The organism is Paenibacillus solani, assembly GCF_001277345.1.
Classification (GTDB): Bacteria; Bacillota; Bacilli; order Paenibacillales; family Paenibacillaceae; genus Paenibacillus_AQ; species Paenibacillus_AQ solani.
The window spans coordinates 144,296-160,921 of record NZ_LIUT01000005.1; the positions used below are offsets into that span (position 1 = coordinate 144,296).

Annotated in this window: 3 protein-coding genes; all 3 read left to right on the forward strand. The window is 53.0% G+C overall.

Annotation, left to right across the window (positions count from 1 at the left end; genetic code table 11):
- Nucleotides 1–3: 3 nt before the first annotated feature.
- Genes AM231_RS21020 through AM231_RS21030 form a run of 3 tightly spaced genes read left to right on the forward strand, consistent with a single transcriptional unit; the run spans nt 4 to nt 16,618 of the window.
- Nucleotides 4–9,237, forward strand: a complete 9,234-nt coding sequence (locus tag AM231_RS21020; protein WP_054404371.1) for a hybrid non-ribosomal peptide synthetase/type I polyketide synthase — start codon at nt 4–6, stop codon at nt 9,235–9,237.
- Nucleotides 9,238–9,270: 33 nt separating this feature from the next.
- Entirely contained in the window at nt 9,271–11,898 is a 2,628-nt protein-coding gene (locus tag AM231_RS21025; protein ID WP_054404372.1) for a non-ribosomal peptide synthetase, read from the forward strand.
- Complete coding sequence (locus tag AM231_RS21030) at nt 11,891–16,618, forward strand: type I polyketide synthase (protein WP_054404373.1); 4,728 nt, start codon at nt 11,891–11,893, stop codon at nt 16,616–16,618. The genes AM231_RS21025 and AM231_RS21030 overlap by 8 nt, the downstream gene beginning before the upstream one ends.
- The last annotated feature ends 8 nt before the right edge of the window (nt 16,619–16,626 follow it).

Genomic DNA, 16,626 nt, shown 5'->3' on the forward strand with positions numbered 1-16,626 from the left:
AGGATGGGTGAGAGTGTGAAGAAACCTCAGAAGCTGGACAAAAGCAATGTTGAAGATATTTTGGCATTGTCTCCTATGCAGTCCGGGATGCTGCTTCAATACTTGAGAGATCCCGAAACTACGCAGTATGTAGAGTTGATCGCACTTGCCGTCAGCGGGGAGCTGAAGCCATCGTTGTTTGAACAGGCGTGGGCTTACGTTGTGCAGAGCAACGAGGCGCTGCGGTCTTTGTTCCGCTGGGAGGAAGTGAACCAGCCTGTTCAAATCGTGCTGCGTGAACACCGTCCCGTTATTCGTTATGAGGACTATTCTGATTATGACGAGAATGCACAGGCTGGACTGATTGCAGAGTGTATTGCCGCCGATAAAAAGGAAAAATTTAAGCTGGATCAGGTTCCCTTCCGCTTGACGCTGTGTAAGCAGACCGAGCGCAAGCACACCCTGCTAATGAGCTTTCATCATATCTTGTTTGATGGCTGGAGCACCGGAATCCTGTTGAAGGAATGGCGAAGCGCCTATCTGATGCTGGCGCAGGGGCAAAAGCCAGGACGGCAAGCTAAGCCGCATCTGAAGCAGTTTATCTCACTGCTGCAGCAGCAGGACAAGCCAACACAAGAGAACTACTGGAGCCAATACCTGCGTGACATGCAGAACCGGCCTATTCTTACAAGGAGCGCAAAAGCTTCGGCGATACCGGTTATGGCTTCATACTCGGAAAAACGGGATAGCACCTTCACTGCCGGACTTCACCAGTGGGTCCGTTCCGAGGAAGTGACGCAGGCCGCTCTATTCTATACGGCGTGGGGGATTCTGCTTCAGCACTATACGAACAGTGACGACGTATTATTCGGTACTACTGTGTCGGGACGCAATCCGACTATTCCGGTAATGGAACATATGGTTGGCTTATTCATTAATACGCTGCCGTTTCGCATGACGGTTGGTCAGGATAAATTAATCATCGAACTCCTGGCCGAGGTGAATGCATCGATTCAAGCAAGCGAAGAGCATGCGAACACTTCCTTAACAGATATTAAAACATACGGAGGGCTCCGAGCTGAAGGTAGTCCGTTCGATACCCTAGTCGTAGTGGAGAATTACCCGCTGGATGAAGTGGTTACAAGTACCGACGGACCGCTTATCATTGAACCCCATCACATTGAGGAAGAGACCGAGTTCGATTTGACACTCCGTATTACAGTGGCCGAAAAGCTGGAAATAACCTTCTCTTATAATAACCAGGCGTATCACGAGGATATGGTCAAGAGGCTTGCTCAACAATACCTCTGTATTCTTGAACAAATCACCCAAGCTCAGGTTGCCACCTACCAGGAGACAAGGCTGAAAGATATCGGGATTCTTACCCATGAAGAACGGGAGCGAATTCTGTTATTCAATCTGACGACTTCGAATTATCCCAGTGAGAAAACGGTTCATGGGCTGTTCGAGGAACACGCGCTATTGTCCCCAGAGAGTTTGGCTGTAACAGATGAGCGGAAATCCTATACCTACCGCGAATTGAATGAACAGGCTAACCGGATTGCTCGTTCGCTGCAGGCGAAAGGCATGGAAAGCGGCCAGGTTGTGGGCTTGATGGCGAACAGATCGACAGAAATGATTGCCGGAATCTTTGGCATACTCAAAGCGGGAGGGGTCTATCTGCCGCTTGATTCCGCACATCCTTCCGACAGGATCGCCTATATGCTCTCTGATGGCAATGTGGACACGGTGCTGACTTCACCGGGCTTTGAGGTTATGGTACCGGACCATGCTCAGGTGCTGAAGCTGGACGAAGATCTGCTTCATCGCGGCGAAGCATCCGAGTTGCCTCCGGCAGGCAGTCCGGAACATCCGGCCTACATCATGTACACATCGGGTTCGACCGGTAAGCCCAAAGGTGTCCTTGTCGGACACCGAGGAATCGTGAGGCTGGTTCGGAACACGAACCACGTCCAGTTTGAAGCGCATGACTGCGTCCTTCAGGCAGGAGCAATCGGCTTTGATGCTCTAACATTCGAGGTGTTCGGAGCGCTCTTGAACGGGGCTAGCCTGCATATTGCGGACAAGCATACGCTGCTTGACAATGCCAAACTGGATGCCTTTTTGCGTACGCGCGCAATATCGGGCGGACTGCTGACTCCGGCATTATTCAATCAGCTGGCCCAGCAGCGTCCGGACATGTTCGCCGCAATGCGGAACTTGGTCGTTGGCGGCGATGTACTCTCTCCGAAGCATGTTGAGGCAGTCCGGCAAGTTTGTCCTGGACTGACGATTTGGAACGCGTATGGCCCTACCGAAAACACGGTTATTTCGACCTGCTTCCGTATCGACCGTGAATTTAAAGAGCATATTCCGATCGGGCCGCCTATCAGCAACTCTACGGCTTATATTGTTGACCGCTATGATAATCTGCTGCCAATCGGCATTCCCGGCGAGCTGATCGTCGGAGGTGACGGTGTTGCGCTCGGTTACTTGAATCGGCCGGAATTGACGGCGGAGAAATTTGTACCGGATCCCTTCCGCCCTGGCGGCGTGATCTACAAGACTGGCGATATGGCGCGTTGGCTTGAAGACGGAACCATTGAATATATGGGACGAATGGATCAGCAAGTCAAAATCCGCGGCCACCGCATCGAAGTTGGTGAAATTGAGTCGATGCTGCTGCAGCACAAATCTGTGCAAGAAGCGGCGGTGACGGTGCAGCGACGGGGCGCTCAAACTGAGTTATGTGCCTACGTGGCTGCTTCCGAGACGGTGTCCGTATCTGACCTGCGGGCGTATCTTGCCGCAAAATTACCCGATTACATGATACCTTCTCACATTGTCCAGTTGGACCAGATACCATTGACACCTAACGGAAAGCTGGACCGCAAGGCACTGCCTGCGCTTGCGGAGGCTCCCCGCGAGATCCAGGAAGCGGCGATGCCGAGGACAGTGCTGGAGAATCTGATCGCAGATGCCTGGAAAGCCGTGCTAGAGCTGGAGCGCATCGGTATCCACGATAAGTATTTTGAAGTAGGCGGCAATTCGATTAATCTAATCCAACTGCAGAGCAAGCTGCAAAGACAGCTTAAGCGTGAGATTCCAATCGTCACGCTATTTCAATACCCCACCGTGCATGATCTGGCTGCGCATTTGGCAGGTGATACTGAACGATCGGCAGATCGGAAGAGCGAGAGTTCAGCAGCCAGCAGGAAGAACGAGCAGCCTTCTCTGGCACAATCGGGCCGTGCAGAGCACGGGAATCAAGGCAGCCGGGACATTGCAGTTATCGGCTTGGCCGGCAGATTCCCCGGTGCACGAACCATCGGTGAGTTTTGGAGCAATTTACAGCAGGGCAGAGAGTCGATCTCCTTTTTTTCGGATGACGAACTGGCTGAGTATGGCTTTGACCGTCAGCTTTTGAAACGGCCGGAGTTTGTCAAAGCAAAGGGCGTGCTGGATGAGATGGACCACTTCGATCCGGCCTTCTTCGGATATACACCCGATCAGGCGGCGATGATGGATCCCCAAGTTCGACTGCTGCATGAATGCGCATGGCATACTCTGGAAGATGCCGGCTGCGACCCGCAGCGACATGTTGGGTCTATCGGGCTGTTTGCCGGGGTTACGAACAATTTCCACTGGCTGTCGCAGCTGTCTGACCGCCTGCACGGGAGTTTATCGGATATGTTTGAGGTTGATTCGCTAAACGACTCATACACAGTCAGCACCCGCATATCTCACAAGCTGAATTTAAAAGGTCCTGCGATTAGTTTACAAACGGCCTGTTCTACCTCACTGGTAGCTGTACATTTGGCTTGCCAGTCTATTCTTAACGGGGACTGCGATCTGGCTCTAGCCGGAGGCGCGTCGATCGTGCTCCCTCATAAATCGGGTTATCTGTATCAGGAAGGAATGGTAAAGTCACCGGACGGTCATTGCCGCACCTTCGATGCCAAAGCAAAGGGAACGATAGGCGGAGATGGTGTCGGATTCGTGGCGCTCAAATCGCTCGAGACAGCAATCGCGGATGGTGACCGGGTTTATGCGGTAATCAAAGGCTCGGCCATCAACAATGACGGCAGCCGCAAGGTCGGTTTTACGGCGCCAAGCGTACAGGGCCAAGCGGATGTAATCGCTAGAGCTCATGAATCCGCAGGAGTTCCGGCCGAGAGTATCACCTACGTTGAGGCGCACGGATCGGGAACCACGCTTGGCGATCCGATCGAGATCGAGGCGTTGACGAAGGCATTCCGGACGGACAAGACCGGCTTCTGCCGAATAGGCTCTGTTAAAACGAATATAGGACATCTGGATGCTGCAGCAGGGGTAGCGGGATTGATCAAGACGGCGCTGGCGCTTCATTATAAACAGATTCCGCCCAGCCTGCATTATGAGACCCCGAATCCGAATATTGATTTCGCGAACAGTCCTTTCATGGTCAATACCGGCCTGACCGATTGGCACAGCGATGGTTACCCGCTGCGCGCGGGAGTCAGTTCCTTCGGGATAGGCGGAACGAATGCCCACGTCGTCATGGAAGAGGCTCCTGTTCAGGAAGACTCGGGAAAAGGCCGAGCCAATCAGGTACTGGTATGGTCTGCACAAACACCGGATGCGCTCGATTCAATGACGGCCAATCTGGGCGTCTATCTCAAGGAGCATCCCTCGGTGGATCTGGCCGACGTTGCGTATAGCTTGCAGACCGGCCGTCATTCCTTCAGATACCGACGCATGCTCTCCTGCAGCACGGTTGAGGAAGCGGCAGCGGCACTGACGCCTTCTGCCGACAGGGCAAGCTTCGATACGCGGAAAGTAATCTCCAGCACGACGAGAGAGGAACACGGTTCAATTGTGTTTATGTTCTCCGGGCAGGGATCGCAATATATCAACATGGGTAAGGGGTTGTATGAGACCGAGCCTGTGTTCCGAGAAGAGATGAACCGCTGCTTCCGTTTATATCTCGACATTACCGGCTCTGATATGCAGGCAATGCTGTACCCGGACGCGGAAGCGGAGACTGCGGCAGCGTCCCTTCAATTAAATCAGACTAAACATATTCAGCCTGCCATGCTTATGCTCGAATACTCGCTCGCGCATCTTCTCCTGTCATGGGGAGTGAAGCCGGATGCGATGATCGGCTACAGCTTCGGCGAGTATGCTGCCGCATGCCTCGCTGGCGTCATGTCGCTGGAAGAAGCAATGCGTCTCATCATACTGCGAGGAGAGCTGATGCAGCAGGTGCCGCCAGGCGGGATGCTCAGCGTGCCTCTTCCTGAGCAAGATATTAAACCCCTTCTTAGCGGCTCCTTATCACTGGCCGTTGTCAACGGGCCTTCCTGCATAGTGTCTGGACCTGAAGAAGAAATCGCTGCATTCGAACAGCAAATGAAGGCTGGCAAATACGTATGCATGAGATTGCCGGTGTCGACGGCTGCTCATTCTTCGCTGCTTCGGGAAGTGGCAGAAGCGTTCGCTGAAGCCGTCCGAATGGTCCGTTTAAATCCGCCCGAAATACCGTATGTCTCCACAACGACGGGCGATTGGATAACGGATGAAGAAGCGACAGACCCGGATTATTGGACCCGTCACATGACGGATACGGTTCGTTTTGCGGATGGTATTGATCGGCTTGTCGAGCAGCCGGGCAGACTATTCGTGGAAATCGGTCCGGGACAGGATTTAACACTCTTGGCGCGCCGCTATATCGATACAGAACGCGGACAGCAGGCGCTCAACCTTATGCCAGTTGAGCAGAACCGTGTATCGGATACTTCCCTGCTCGTTAACCGGATCGGGAGGATCTGGCTCTACGGCCAATCCGTCGATTGGAAAACATATCATGGGGAGGAACCGCGACAGCGACTCTCTCTGCCTGCATATCCGTTCGCAAGACAGCGTTATTGGATCGAGACTACTTCAGGTTCTTCACTGCCAGGGGGAGGCACTACTAGCAAGACACAGGGAGCGGGCGGGAAGGTGGCCAAGCTGCCCGACATGTCTGACTGGTTCTATGTACCGACATGGAAAAAAGAACAGCTGCTTCCTTGCTCCTCCGGCATGAACACGAACATTGCCGGAAACTGGCTTGTATTTGCCGATGAAAACGGCTTGTCCGCCGATATTATGCAGTCTATTGCCGAGTACGGAGGGCAAATTGTTGTCGTTAGAGCGGGCGAGCACTACGAACGGGCCACAGCTCATCAATATATCGTGAATCCGCAAAATGAACATCATTATATGAAGCTTTTTGCGGATCTGGAAGCCCGGGGAACCTTGCCTGATCTACTGCTTCACGCTTGGGGAATTTCCGCTCCATCCTCTTGTGACAGCGGTGCATCTTGGCTGACTGCCACACAGGAACGTGGGTACTACAGCTTGTTATACACGGGCAAGGCACTGAAAAAACAAGTTTCAGGGCATGAAATACACATGTGGGTGCTGACGGATCATATGCACGCTATTGCCGGCGAATCTGTCCTGTATCCTGAGAAAGCAACAGTACTTGGACCATGCCGGGTTATTCCGCAAGAATTACCTAACATTCATTGTCACAGTATCGATATTAACCTGCCGGAAGCGGGGAGCTGGCAGAGAGATAGGCTGATCCGCCGCCTGCTTGACGAGTTCGGCGCTGCCCGGTTTGAATTGGCGGCTGCCTATCGCGATAACGAACGATGGGTTCTCGGTTATGAACCCGTTAAAATAGCGGAACCTGAAGCGGAAGCATCGGGACTCCGTCAAGGCGGCGTTTATTTGATCACGGGCGGATTGGGATATATCGGTCAGGTCCTCGCAGGTCATTTGGCCCGAAGCGTACAGGCGAAGCTTGTCTTCACCACCCGCTCATCATTCCCGACCAATGACAAATGGGAACAGTGGCTTACCGAACACGGCCCTGAGAATACCGTTAGTGTCCAGATTGGCAAGCTAAAGCAGCTCGAATCCCAGGGAGCCGAGGTACTTGTGTTAACGGCGAACTCGTCGGACTTAGAGCAAATGAAGGAGGCTGTCCGGCAAATCGAGTCAGTGTTCGGTTCCTTAAACGGAGTTATCCATACAGCGGGTATGACTGGGGAAGCGGCATTTAGGATGCTGGAGGAGACAGACGAGGAATTAAGCGAACAGCATTTCCAAGCAAAGCTGTATGGACTCTATGTTCTGGATCGAGTGCTGGCTGACAAGGAGCTTGATTTCTGCCTGCTGGCCTCGTCGCTGTCTCCGATGCTAGGCGGATTAGGCTTTACCGCCTATTCGGCAGCGAACCATTTTATGGATGCCTATGTACACGATCGAAACCGTCGTCTGAGCACGGCCTGGACCAGTGTCAACTGGGACGGTTGGCAGCTGGAGCAAGAGCAGACGATTCATGGACAGGCGGGAACTTCAATATCCGAGCTGCTTATTGCGCCAGAGGAGGGGATCGAGCTGCTGAGGCGCGTGTTGTCGGTCCGGGAAGCAGGCCAGATCGTCCTGTCGACCGGCAGCTTGCAGGATCGGATCGACAAGTGGGTGAAACGGACGGCTCAGGAAGAGGCACCGCTCCCGAAGGGAGACGGCGGTTTCTACACCCGTCCCGCGCTGTCCGGTGAATATATCGCTCCCGTAACAGAGTCCGAACGCAGGCTCTGCGGAATGTGGGAGCAATTCTTCCGGATAGACCGGATCGGGGTGCTGGATGATTTCTTCGAATTGGGTGGAGATTCGCTCAAGGCAATTACAGTCGTAACCGGGATTCATAGGGAAATGAAGGTGGAAATCAGCTTGCCCGTCTTTTTCAATATGCCGACGATCCGGCAGCTTGCCGCCTATATCGATGAGGCGGAACAGAGTACCTACCACGATATCGAAAAGGCCTCAATCCGCGAATATTACGAGTTATCCTCTGCGCAGAAACGTCTGTATCTGATCCAGCAGATGGAGACGGGACATACGGGATATAACGAAATTGTCGCCGGCATTTTGAAAGGAAAACTGAATAAAGCTCGAATGGAAGCGGTACTCCGGCAGCTGATTGAGCGTCATGAAAGCTTGCGTACTTCGTTTGAACTGGTTAACGGCCTGCCTATGCAGAAAATCAACGAAACCGTCGAATTCGAGGTTGAATATGCAGACTTCAGCGGTGATATTGAGCCGGGGACATCGGACGCCGGACTACTTGATGAGGAAGGGGAAACTACTACGAATATCCGTGAAGCCGTGGCGCAGTTCGTGCGTCCCTTCGATTTGACCCAGGCGCCTTTGATGCGCGCTGGACTGATCAAGCTTGAGGAGGAGCGGCACGTATTGATGGTAGATCTTCATCATATCGTGTCGGACGGTTTGTCGCAGGACATCTTCGTTAACGATTTTATGGCCCTGTATGCTGGCCGTGACTTACCCGAGCTTGAGTTGCAGTATAAGGACTTTTCAGAATGGCAGAACCGGATGAAAGAAACGGAAGAGCAGCAGCGACAAGGAGCCTTTTGGCTAAATCAGCTGCAGGAAGCTCCCCGGCTAGCTCTGCGCACGGATTATCCGCGTCCGGAGGCAAGAAATTTCGCTGGCAGTCGAGTCCATTTTGATCTGAGTACGGAGCAGACCCAAGCTTTGAAGTCGCTCTGCCTGAAGGAAGATGTAACGTTGTTCATGACGCTGCTCGCCGCTTACAACCTGCTTCTCTCCAAAGTTTGTGTACAACAAGACATCATTATAGGGACCCCGATTATCGGCCGCAAACAGCAGGCTTTGCAGCTTATTATCGGCAAGTTCGTTAACATGCTTCCGCTGCGTAATCAATTGGATGAAGAAATGAGTTTCAGTGCTCTTCTCCAAACTGTGCGGGGCACAACCTTGGATGCATTTGCTAATCAGGACTACCAGTTTGAGGAAATGGTTCAGCAGTTGGGTCAGGATCGTGATTTGGCCCGTAATCCGGTATTTGATGTTGTATTTGCGCTTCAGAATATGCAGAATCCTGAGATGAGCATTCCCGGCCTGAAGATGGAGCCATTCCCGTTTGTTCACGATGCCTCTCATTTCGATTTATCTCTGATTGCGGAGGAGGACGGGGAAAGATTGTCCTTCAAGTTTGAATTCAGTACACGTTTATTCCTGAGGGATACGATTGTTCGTTATGCAGGTTATATGCAGGATATTATATCCGGTGTTCTGGCAGATCCCGACAAGAAGCTGAAGGACATTACGATTGCTCATCATTTAGCTGAGCCCGAACCTGTCTATCTTGCCGGAGCCCGGGGAGATTTCGGACTATGAGTGAAAGCCGGAGGAAGAAAGGGAGGAATAGGGATGGGGCCTGAAAATCGTTTGGACCGACTGGCAGTGGCAGCTTCTAAAAAGAGCAAGGAACGGGATTACTGGTTGTCCGCATTGTCCGGAGAATATGACAAGAGCGGGTTTCCTGGCGATTATACGCGCGGAACAGGGGTGACGGTTGAATATGCTTCGTTTTCCTTCCCGCAGGAGCTGGCGGACCGCCTGCTGCAAGTCAGCAACGGATCGGATTCAAAGCTTCATGTCGTACTATCTGCTGCACTCGCCGTTTTGCTGGCCAAAATGTCCAATCGCAGTGTCGTTACGCTAGGGACTCCGATCTATAAGCAGAAGGAAGAGGCCGAATTTATCAATTCCGTACTGCCTTTGCGGATTAAGATCGATCACTCACTCTCGTTCAGACAATGTCTTCTTCACACGCAAGATACGGTTGTGGCAGCAGTGGATCATCAGAGCTATCCGATGGAGATGGTGGCGGAACAGTTGGCGCTTCAAACGGATGATCCCATCGCACATCCGTTATTCGAGGCGGCATTGCTGCTCGACAACATTCATGAAGAGCGTTATTTCCGGAATGTGAAATGGACTACGTTGTTTACATTTCGTAGGAATCAAAATCGCATTGAAGGTACGGTTCAATATAACGCACAGCTCTACCGCAGCGACACGATAGATAAACTTGTCTCGCGTTACACACTTCTGCTGCGGGAGACGCTGGCGAATCCGGATCTTCCGCTGAACAGCATCGACATTCTGCTGCCGGGGGAGAGAGAGGATCTTCTCGGCCCTCTGGCCGGCAGTCCAGCCGAATTTCCTGAACATAAGACCGTTCAGCAATGGTTTGAAGAGCAGGCTGCACGGACCCCGCATGCGCCTGCCATCGTTAACCGAGGGCAGCACATGACGTATGGCGAGCTGAATGAGAAGGCCAACCAGCTTGCCCGGGTACTGCGGACGGAAGGAATCGGGGCGGGTGACATCGTAGGCATGCTGTTTGCACCTTCCGCTGACATGATGCTTGGTATGATGGCCGTCCTTAAAGCCGGCGGTGCTTTTCTGCCGATAGACCCGGATTATCCCGACGAGCGCATAACGTACATGCTGGAAGACAGCCGCGCACAAGTAGTCCTGACACAACAGGCTTTTATCGGTAGAATGACAGGCCGCAAGACACTGTGTTTGGATGATGAAAAGTTGTTTGCCGGCGAAGCAGATAATTTGGCATTAGAGAGCACAGCGGATGATCTGGCGTATGTGATCTATACATCCGGGTCAACTGGACGGCCAAAGGGTGTCATGATTGAGCACCGTTCGCTTGTCAATCTGGCTTTCTGGCACAATCGCACTTTTGGTATAACTCCGGTGGATCGCAGCATTAAGTATGCCGGTTTCGGATTTGACGCTTCAGTATGGGAAGTGTTCCCTTACCTGCTTGCAGGGGCATGCATTCATATCGTGCCTTCCGAGATCAGACTGGATGCAAAAAAACTGGATGATTTTTTCACTGAAAATGGCATCACCATCGCCTTCCTGCCGACCCTGATGTGCGAGCAGTTTATGGATTTGCCGGACCGGGAACCGTCCCCCCTGCGGATCTTGTTAACGGGTGGCGATCGGTTGAAGCGGTATAAGCCGGGCAGCTATAGGTTGTTCAACAATTACGGTCCCACCGAGAACACGGTCGTGACTACGTTCACCGAAATTAAGCCGGATAACGGAGGTCTTCCGATCGGGCGGCCGGTCGACAACACCAAGGTTTATATATTAGACGCTAATTTTCAGCTGCTTCCACCAGGATTGCCTGGACAAATATGCGTTGCCGGTGTAGGTCTGGCTCGTGGTTATCTCGGTCGCCCAGAGCTGACAGGGGAGAAATTCGTGCCTCATCCGTTCGCTCCCGAAGAACGCCTGTATTTGACGGGTGATCTGGGGCGCTGGCTCCAAGACGGAACGCTGGAGTACTTGGGCCGTCAGGATGACCAGGTCAAAGTACGGGGATATCGCATAGAGCCCGGTGAGATCGAAGCTCTGCTGCGGCGTCACGCAGAAATTCGCGAAGCTGTAATTCGCATCATGGAAGATGAGAGCGGACAGAACATTATATGCGCGTACTATACCGGGCCGGATGATCTCTCTGCTGCTAAGCTTCGGGAGCATCTCTCCGGGCAACTGCCCGCTTATATGATTCCGGCCTATTTTGTCCACCTTAACCAGTTTCCTGTAACGGCAAACGGCAAACTTGATATGAAAGCTTTACCCGATCCGAAAGCTCATGTTCATACCGGCAAGACATATGTGGCGCCACAGGGTGACGCCGAGAACACACTGGTCCGGATCTGGGCTGAGGTCTTGGCGGTTAGCGAAGACAAAATTGGGGTGCAGGATACATTTTTCGACCTGGGAGGCAACTCATTCCAGCTGGTCCAGGTAGTCAATATGCTGAAGGAAACCTTCGGGCATGACATTCCAGTACCTGTCATGTTTCAATACACTACCGTTTCGGCACTCGGTGGCTATTTGCAGAGGATGGACAAAGGAGAAGTTCCTATGCCCCAAGATATGGCGGACAACGAGGAGATAGATGCGGGATTCGAAACCATGGAGCAGACGATGCTGATTCTGGAGGGAGCGAACGATGACTAAAAGCAAACATACACAAACGGCCACCGGGCTGGAAATCGCTGTGATCGGTATGGCAGGCCGGTTTCCCGAAGCGCGAAATATAGAGGAATACTGGGATAATTTGAGAAACGGGAAGGAATCGATCCACTTCTTCTCCGATAGCGAACTTGAGGCTGCAGGCATTGATCCCGAATTGATTCGAAACTCCAGATATGTAAGAGCGAAAGGGCTCGTACCGGATGCGGAATGGTTTGATTCTGATTTTTTCGATTATTCCCCGCGTGAGGCTGAAGTCATTGATCCGCAGCTTCGGATCTTCCATGAGTGCGCCTATGAAGCTCTGGAGCACGCAGGCTACGACACGGAGCAGACAAGCGGCGCCATCGGTCTGTTCGCAGGGGCATCGTCGAGTATTTACTGGCAGCTAGTGGCCATGCTTTCGCGCAGTGAGAGCACAGCCGAGCAGTTCGCAGCACTGGCTTTGTCGGACAAAGATTTCCTGAGCACGCGAATTGCCCACAAGCTGAATTTAAAAGGCACGAGTGTGAACGTCGATTCTGCTTGCTCCACCTCCCTGCTGGCCATTCACCTGGCCTGCCGAGCACTGCTTACGGGCGAATGCAGGATAGCGTTAGCTGGCGGAGTTACCGTAACGGTACCCCGGACGGAAGGCTATTTATACGAGGAAGGGATGGTCAGCTCGCCGGATGGCCACTGCCGTGCTTTCGATTCAAATGCCAAGGGCACCGTCGGCGGCGAAGGGGCAGGAGTCGTTGTGTTGAAGCCGCTTAAGCAGGCATTAGCCGACGGAGACACTATTTATGCGGTTATTAAGGGCTCGGCGGCGAACAATGACGGTACGCGTAAAATGGGTTACTCCGCTCCCAGTGTAGAGGGACAGGCGGAGGTAATCCGGGCGGCGCAGCGGATGAGCCGGGTCACCCCGGAAACTATCAGTTATATCGAAGCGCACGGTACTGGTACGGCGCTTGGTGATCCGGTCGAGATCGAAGCCCTTAAGCTGGCTTTCCAGACGGACAAAAAAGGGTTCTGCCGGATTGGCTCCGTCAAGACGAACATCGGCCACTTGAATAGCGCAGCAGGAGTTGCGGCTTTCATCAAAACGGTGCTTGCGCTTATGCACAAGCAGCTTCCGCCGAGCTTACATTTCAATAAGCCTAATCCCAAAATCGATTTTGCCAGCAGTCCGTTTATCGTCAATACAGAGCTCACGAGCTGGAGAAGCGAGTTTCACCCGCTGAGAGCCGGAGTGAGCTCGTTCGGTATTGGCGGAACCAATGTGCATGTGGTGCTTGAAGAGGCACCACCCCGGGCGGAAGAAACCAAAGGGAGAGATTCGCAGCTACTCCTTTTGTCGGCAAAGACGGAATCAGGACTTGAACAAGCTACAGTTCGGTTCCGCGAATATTTACAAGCTAATCCAGGCTTATCTCTACCGGATGCGGCCTATACATTGCAAATCGGCCGCAGGGCATTCAAGCATAGACGTATGCTCGTAAGTTCTTCTGCGGAAGAAGCGGCGGAGCTGCTGGACAGCTTGCCTCCTGAACGGGTTTACAGCCGTGTTGGCGACAACGAACAGCCCAGGCTCGTATTTATGTTCCCTGGACAGGGCGCTCAGTATGTCAATATGGGGCTGGATCTGTACAACCATGAGCCGGAATTCCGCAAAGCTGCCGACCGGTGCTTTGATATTATCCGTCCATTGATGGAGGTTGATTTAAAAGATTTGCTCTATCCCGCCGACAGCGAAGCTGCCGGGGATCATAGTGATCGCTTGAAGCAGACGGACGTGACACAGCCGGTCATGTTTATATTCTCCTATGCGCTGGCAAATCTGCTGATCGGATGGGGACTGAAGCCCGCCTCCATGATCGGACACAGCGTCGGAGAATATGTGGCTGCTTGCCTTGCAGGAGTAATGACAGTAGAGGAAGCACTGGAGCTGGTTGTACTCCGGGGTAAACTTATGCACAGTCTGCCGGAGGGAGCGATGTTAAGCGTACCTTTACCTGAACAGGAACTCATACCCTTTCTGAACGAAGGCTTATCGCTTGCGGCAGTAAACGGTCCGGCGATGTGCGTCTTATCAGGATCTCTTGAAAAAATAGAGCTTTTGGAAGAAGAGCTGAATCAAAAAGGACAGGCCTGCACTAGGCTGCAAACATCACATGCCTTTCACTCCGCCATGATGGAACCGGCAATGGAGCCATTTCGCCTGAAGTTGAGTGGGATGAAGCTGCAGGCCGCCGACATACCATATATTTCAAATGTAAGCGGAGACTGGATTACAAAGGAAGAAGCAGTTGATTCCGTTTACTGGGTCCGGCATTTGCGCGGCACCGTACGTTTTGCCGACGGTCTGTGCGAGCTGCTGCATGACGAAAGGGCCGTTTTTGTGGAAGTTGGTCCCGGAACCACATTAAGTGCATTCGTGCGTCGACATCCGGACAAGAAAGAGCGGCATGCCGTCATTAATCTTATCCGTCATGTGAAGGAGCAGATGCGCGACGACTATTATTTGCAGCAGCAGGTGGGACGCCTGTGGCTGGAAGGAGCTCGGCCTGATTGGAAGGTATTCCACGCGAACGAGCAGCGTCGACGGATAGCACTACCGACGTATCCGTTTGAGCGCAAGCGTTATTGGGTTGATCCGCCGTTTGAGACGGATGTTCTAAAGCAAGGTCTTGTTCGTAAGCAATCGAAGGAAGCACGCCTCCAAAACGTTGCCGGATCGGTTAAGAAGAATGCCGTAGGGGAGTGGCTGTACACGCCAGTCTGGGAACGTTCCCTGTTGAGCGGAGAGGCGACTACAGGCATGAAAGCCAAAGCCACTTGGCTCGTTTTTGCGCCAGAGCATGGTGTTTGTTCCCGGCTGGCAGCGGGGTTACAGCAAGCCGGCCATGGCGTGGTCATTTCCGTTTATCCATCCGATTCATTTGCTAAGCTGAATGATCAAGTGTATGGGATCGATCCGAGGCAGCAAGAGCACTATACCCGGCTGCTTCAGAATTTGAAGGAGGCCGGCACCATACCAGAGCGCATTGTTCATGCCTGGTTGACGGAGGAAAGCATACATACCGAGGAATGGACCGCTTCCCGCAGCACAAGGATACTCGATAATGGTTATCTCAGCCTTATTGCACTTGCTCAGGCGATGGGGACTTGCGGTCTGCAGGATGAGCTGCAGCTTACAGTCGTAACGTCCGGTATGCAAGAGGTGACAGGAGAAGAGCGGCTGCTGCCGGAACAAGCAGCGGTGCTTGGGGCATGCCTCGTGATACCGCAGGAATATGGCAATGTGCGCTGCCGCAGCATCGATATTGCGGATTCGCTCGGGCAGAATGTTTCAGAACATCGGCCGCAAGCGCTATTGGGTCGATTACAAGCCGAAATAATCGCAATTTCTGCGGATACTTTCGTGGCTTATCGTGGTTTAAACCGCTGGGTGCAGACATACGTTCCAATTCCGGTTCCTGCCGCTTCCGAAGAGAATTCCAGCCTCAGGGAAGAAGGGGTATACCTGATAACCGGAGGCTTGGGCGGTATAGGAATGACCTTGGCGGAGCATCTGGCGAAGACCGTTAGGGCTAAACTCGTACTTGTCAGCCGATCTGGAATAGGAGATGAAGCGGACTGGCAAAACTGCATCAAACAAGAATCTGACGCAACTCTGGCAACTCAGTTAAGAATGTTCGAGGAGCTGGAGCAGTATGGGGCCGAGGTGCTGGTTTGCAAAGCGGATGTAAGCAATGAGCAGCAAATGGAGCAGGCCGTAGCCCGGGCGATCGACCGCTTCGGAACGATTCATGGCGTTATCCACGCGGCCGGTACGGCCGATGGTGCGCTTATCCAGAGGCGGACCCGGGAGATTGAAGAACGCGCATTAACAGCCAAGGTGGACGGCACGCGTGTCCTCGAACGAGTGCTGGCGGGAAGGAAGCTGGACTTTATCGTATTGTGTTCTTCTCTGACCAGTGTGCTGGGAGCCTTGGGTCAAGCAGGGTACTGTGCGGCCAACGCGTTTCTTGATGCTTATGCTTACCGTAAACGCGCACTGGACAATACTCATGTCGTTGCGATTGATTGGGACGGGTGGCAGACTGTCGGGATGGCAGCGGCGGCTGAGCAAGAAGTGGCCATCGCCGCTGCGCAAGCGGGGGTGTCTGCACAGGGTCCGGGCAAGCAGACCCGACTGCTCCCTGAGGAAGGAATCGCTGTTTTCAGGTATGCACTGGCTTGCGGTCTGCCCCAGGTAACGGTATCAACGACGGATTTGAGTCTGCGGCTGCATGCCGCCCGCACTTCATCCCTGCAATCCCTAGTGGATGGGGAAAAGGGCGGTTTATCCCGCACAACGCCACGTTCCGACGTCAGCACGCCGTTTGCATCTCCGGAGGACGAACTAGAGCAGACTTTAGCTGAGCTTTGGCGGGACTATCTGGGTATTGATCAAGTCGGCCTGCATGATAATTTCTTTGAGCTGGGAGCTACTTCGCTCGATATTATTCAAATGAATTCCAAGCTCCAACGTTCGCTTCAACAGGAAGTGTCAGTGGTTGACATGTTCAGCCATCCGACCATATATACGCTCGCCGGGTTGCTGAGAAGAGTGCAAACGGGAACCGCTCAGCAAGAAGAGACAGCGGACCGCACAGAACTGATACAGGACGGAAAGCACAGGCTGCAGAAGCGGCTGCAAAAAAGGAATAGAACGTGAAGGAGGTC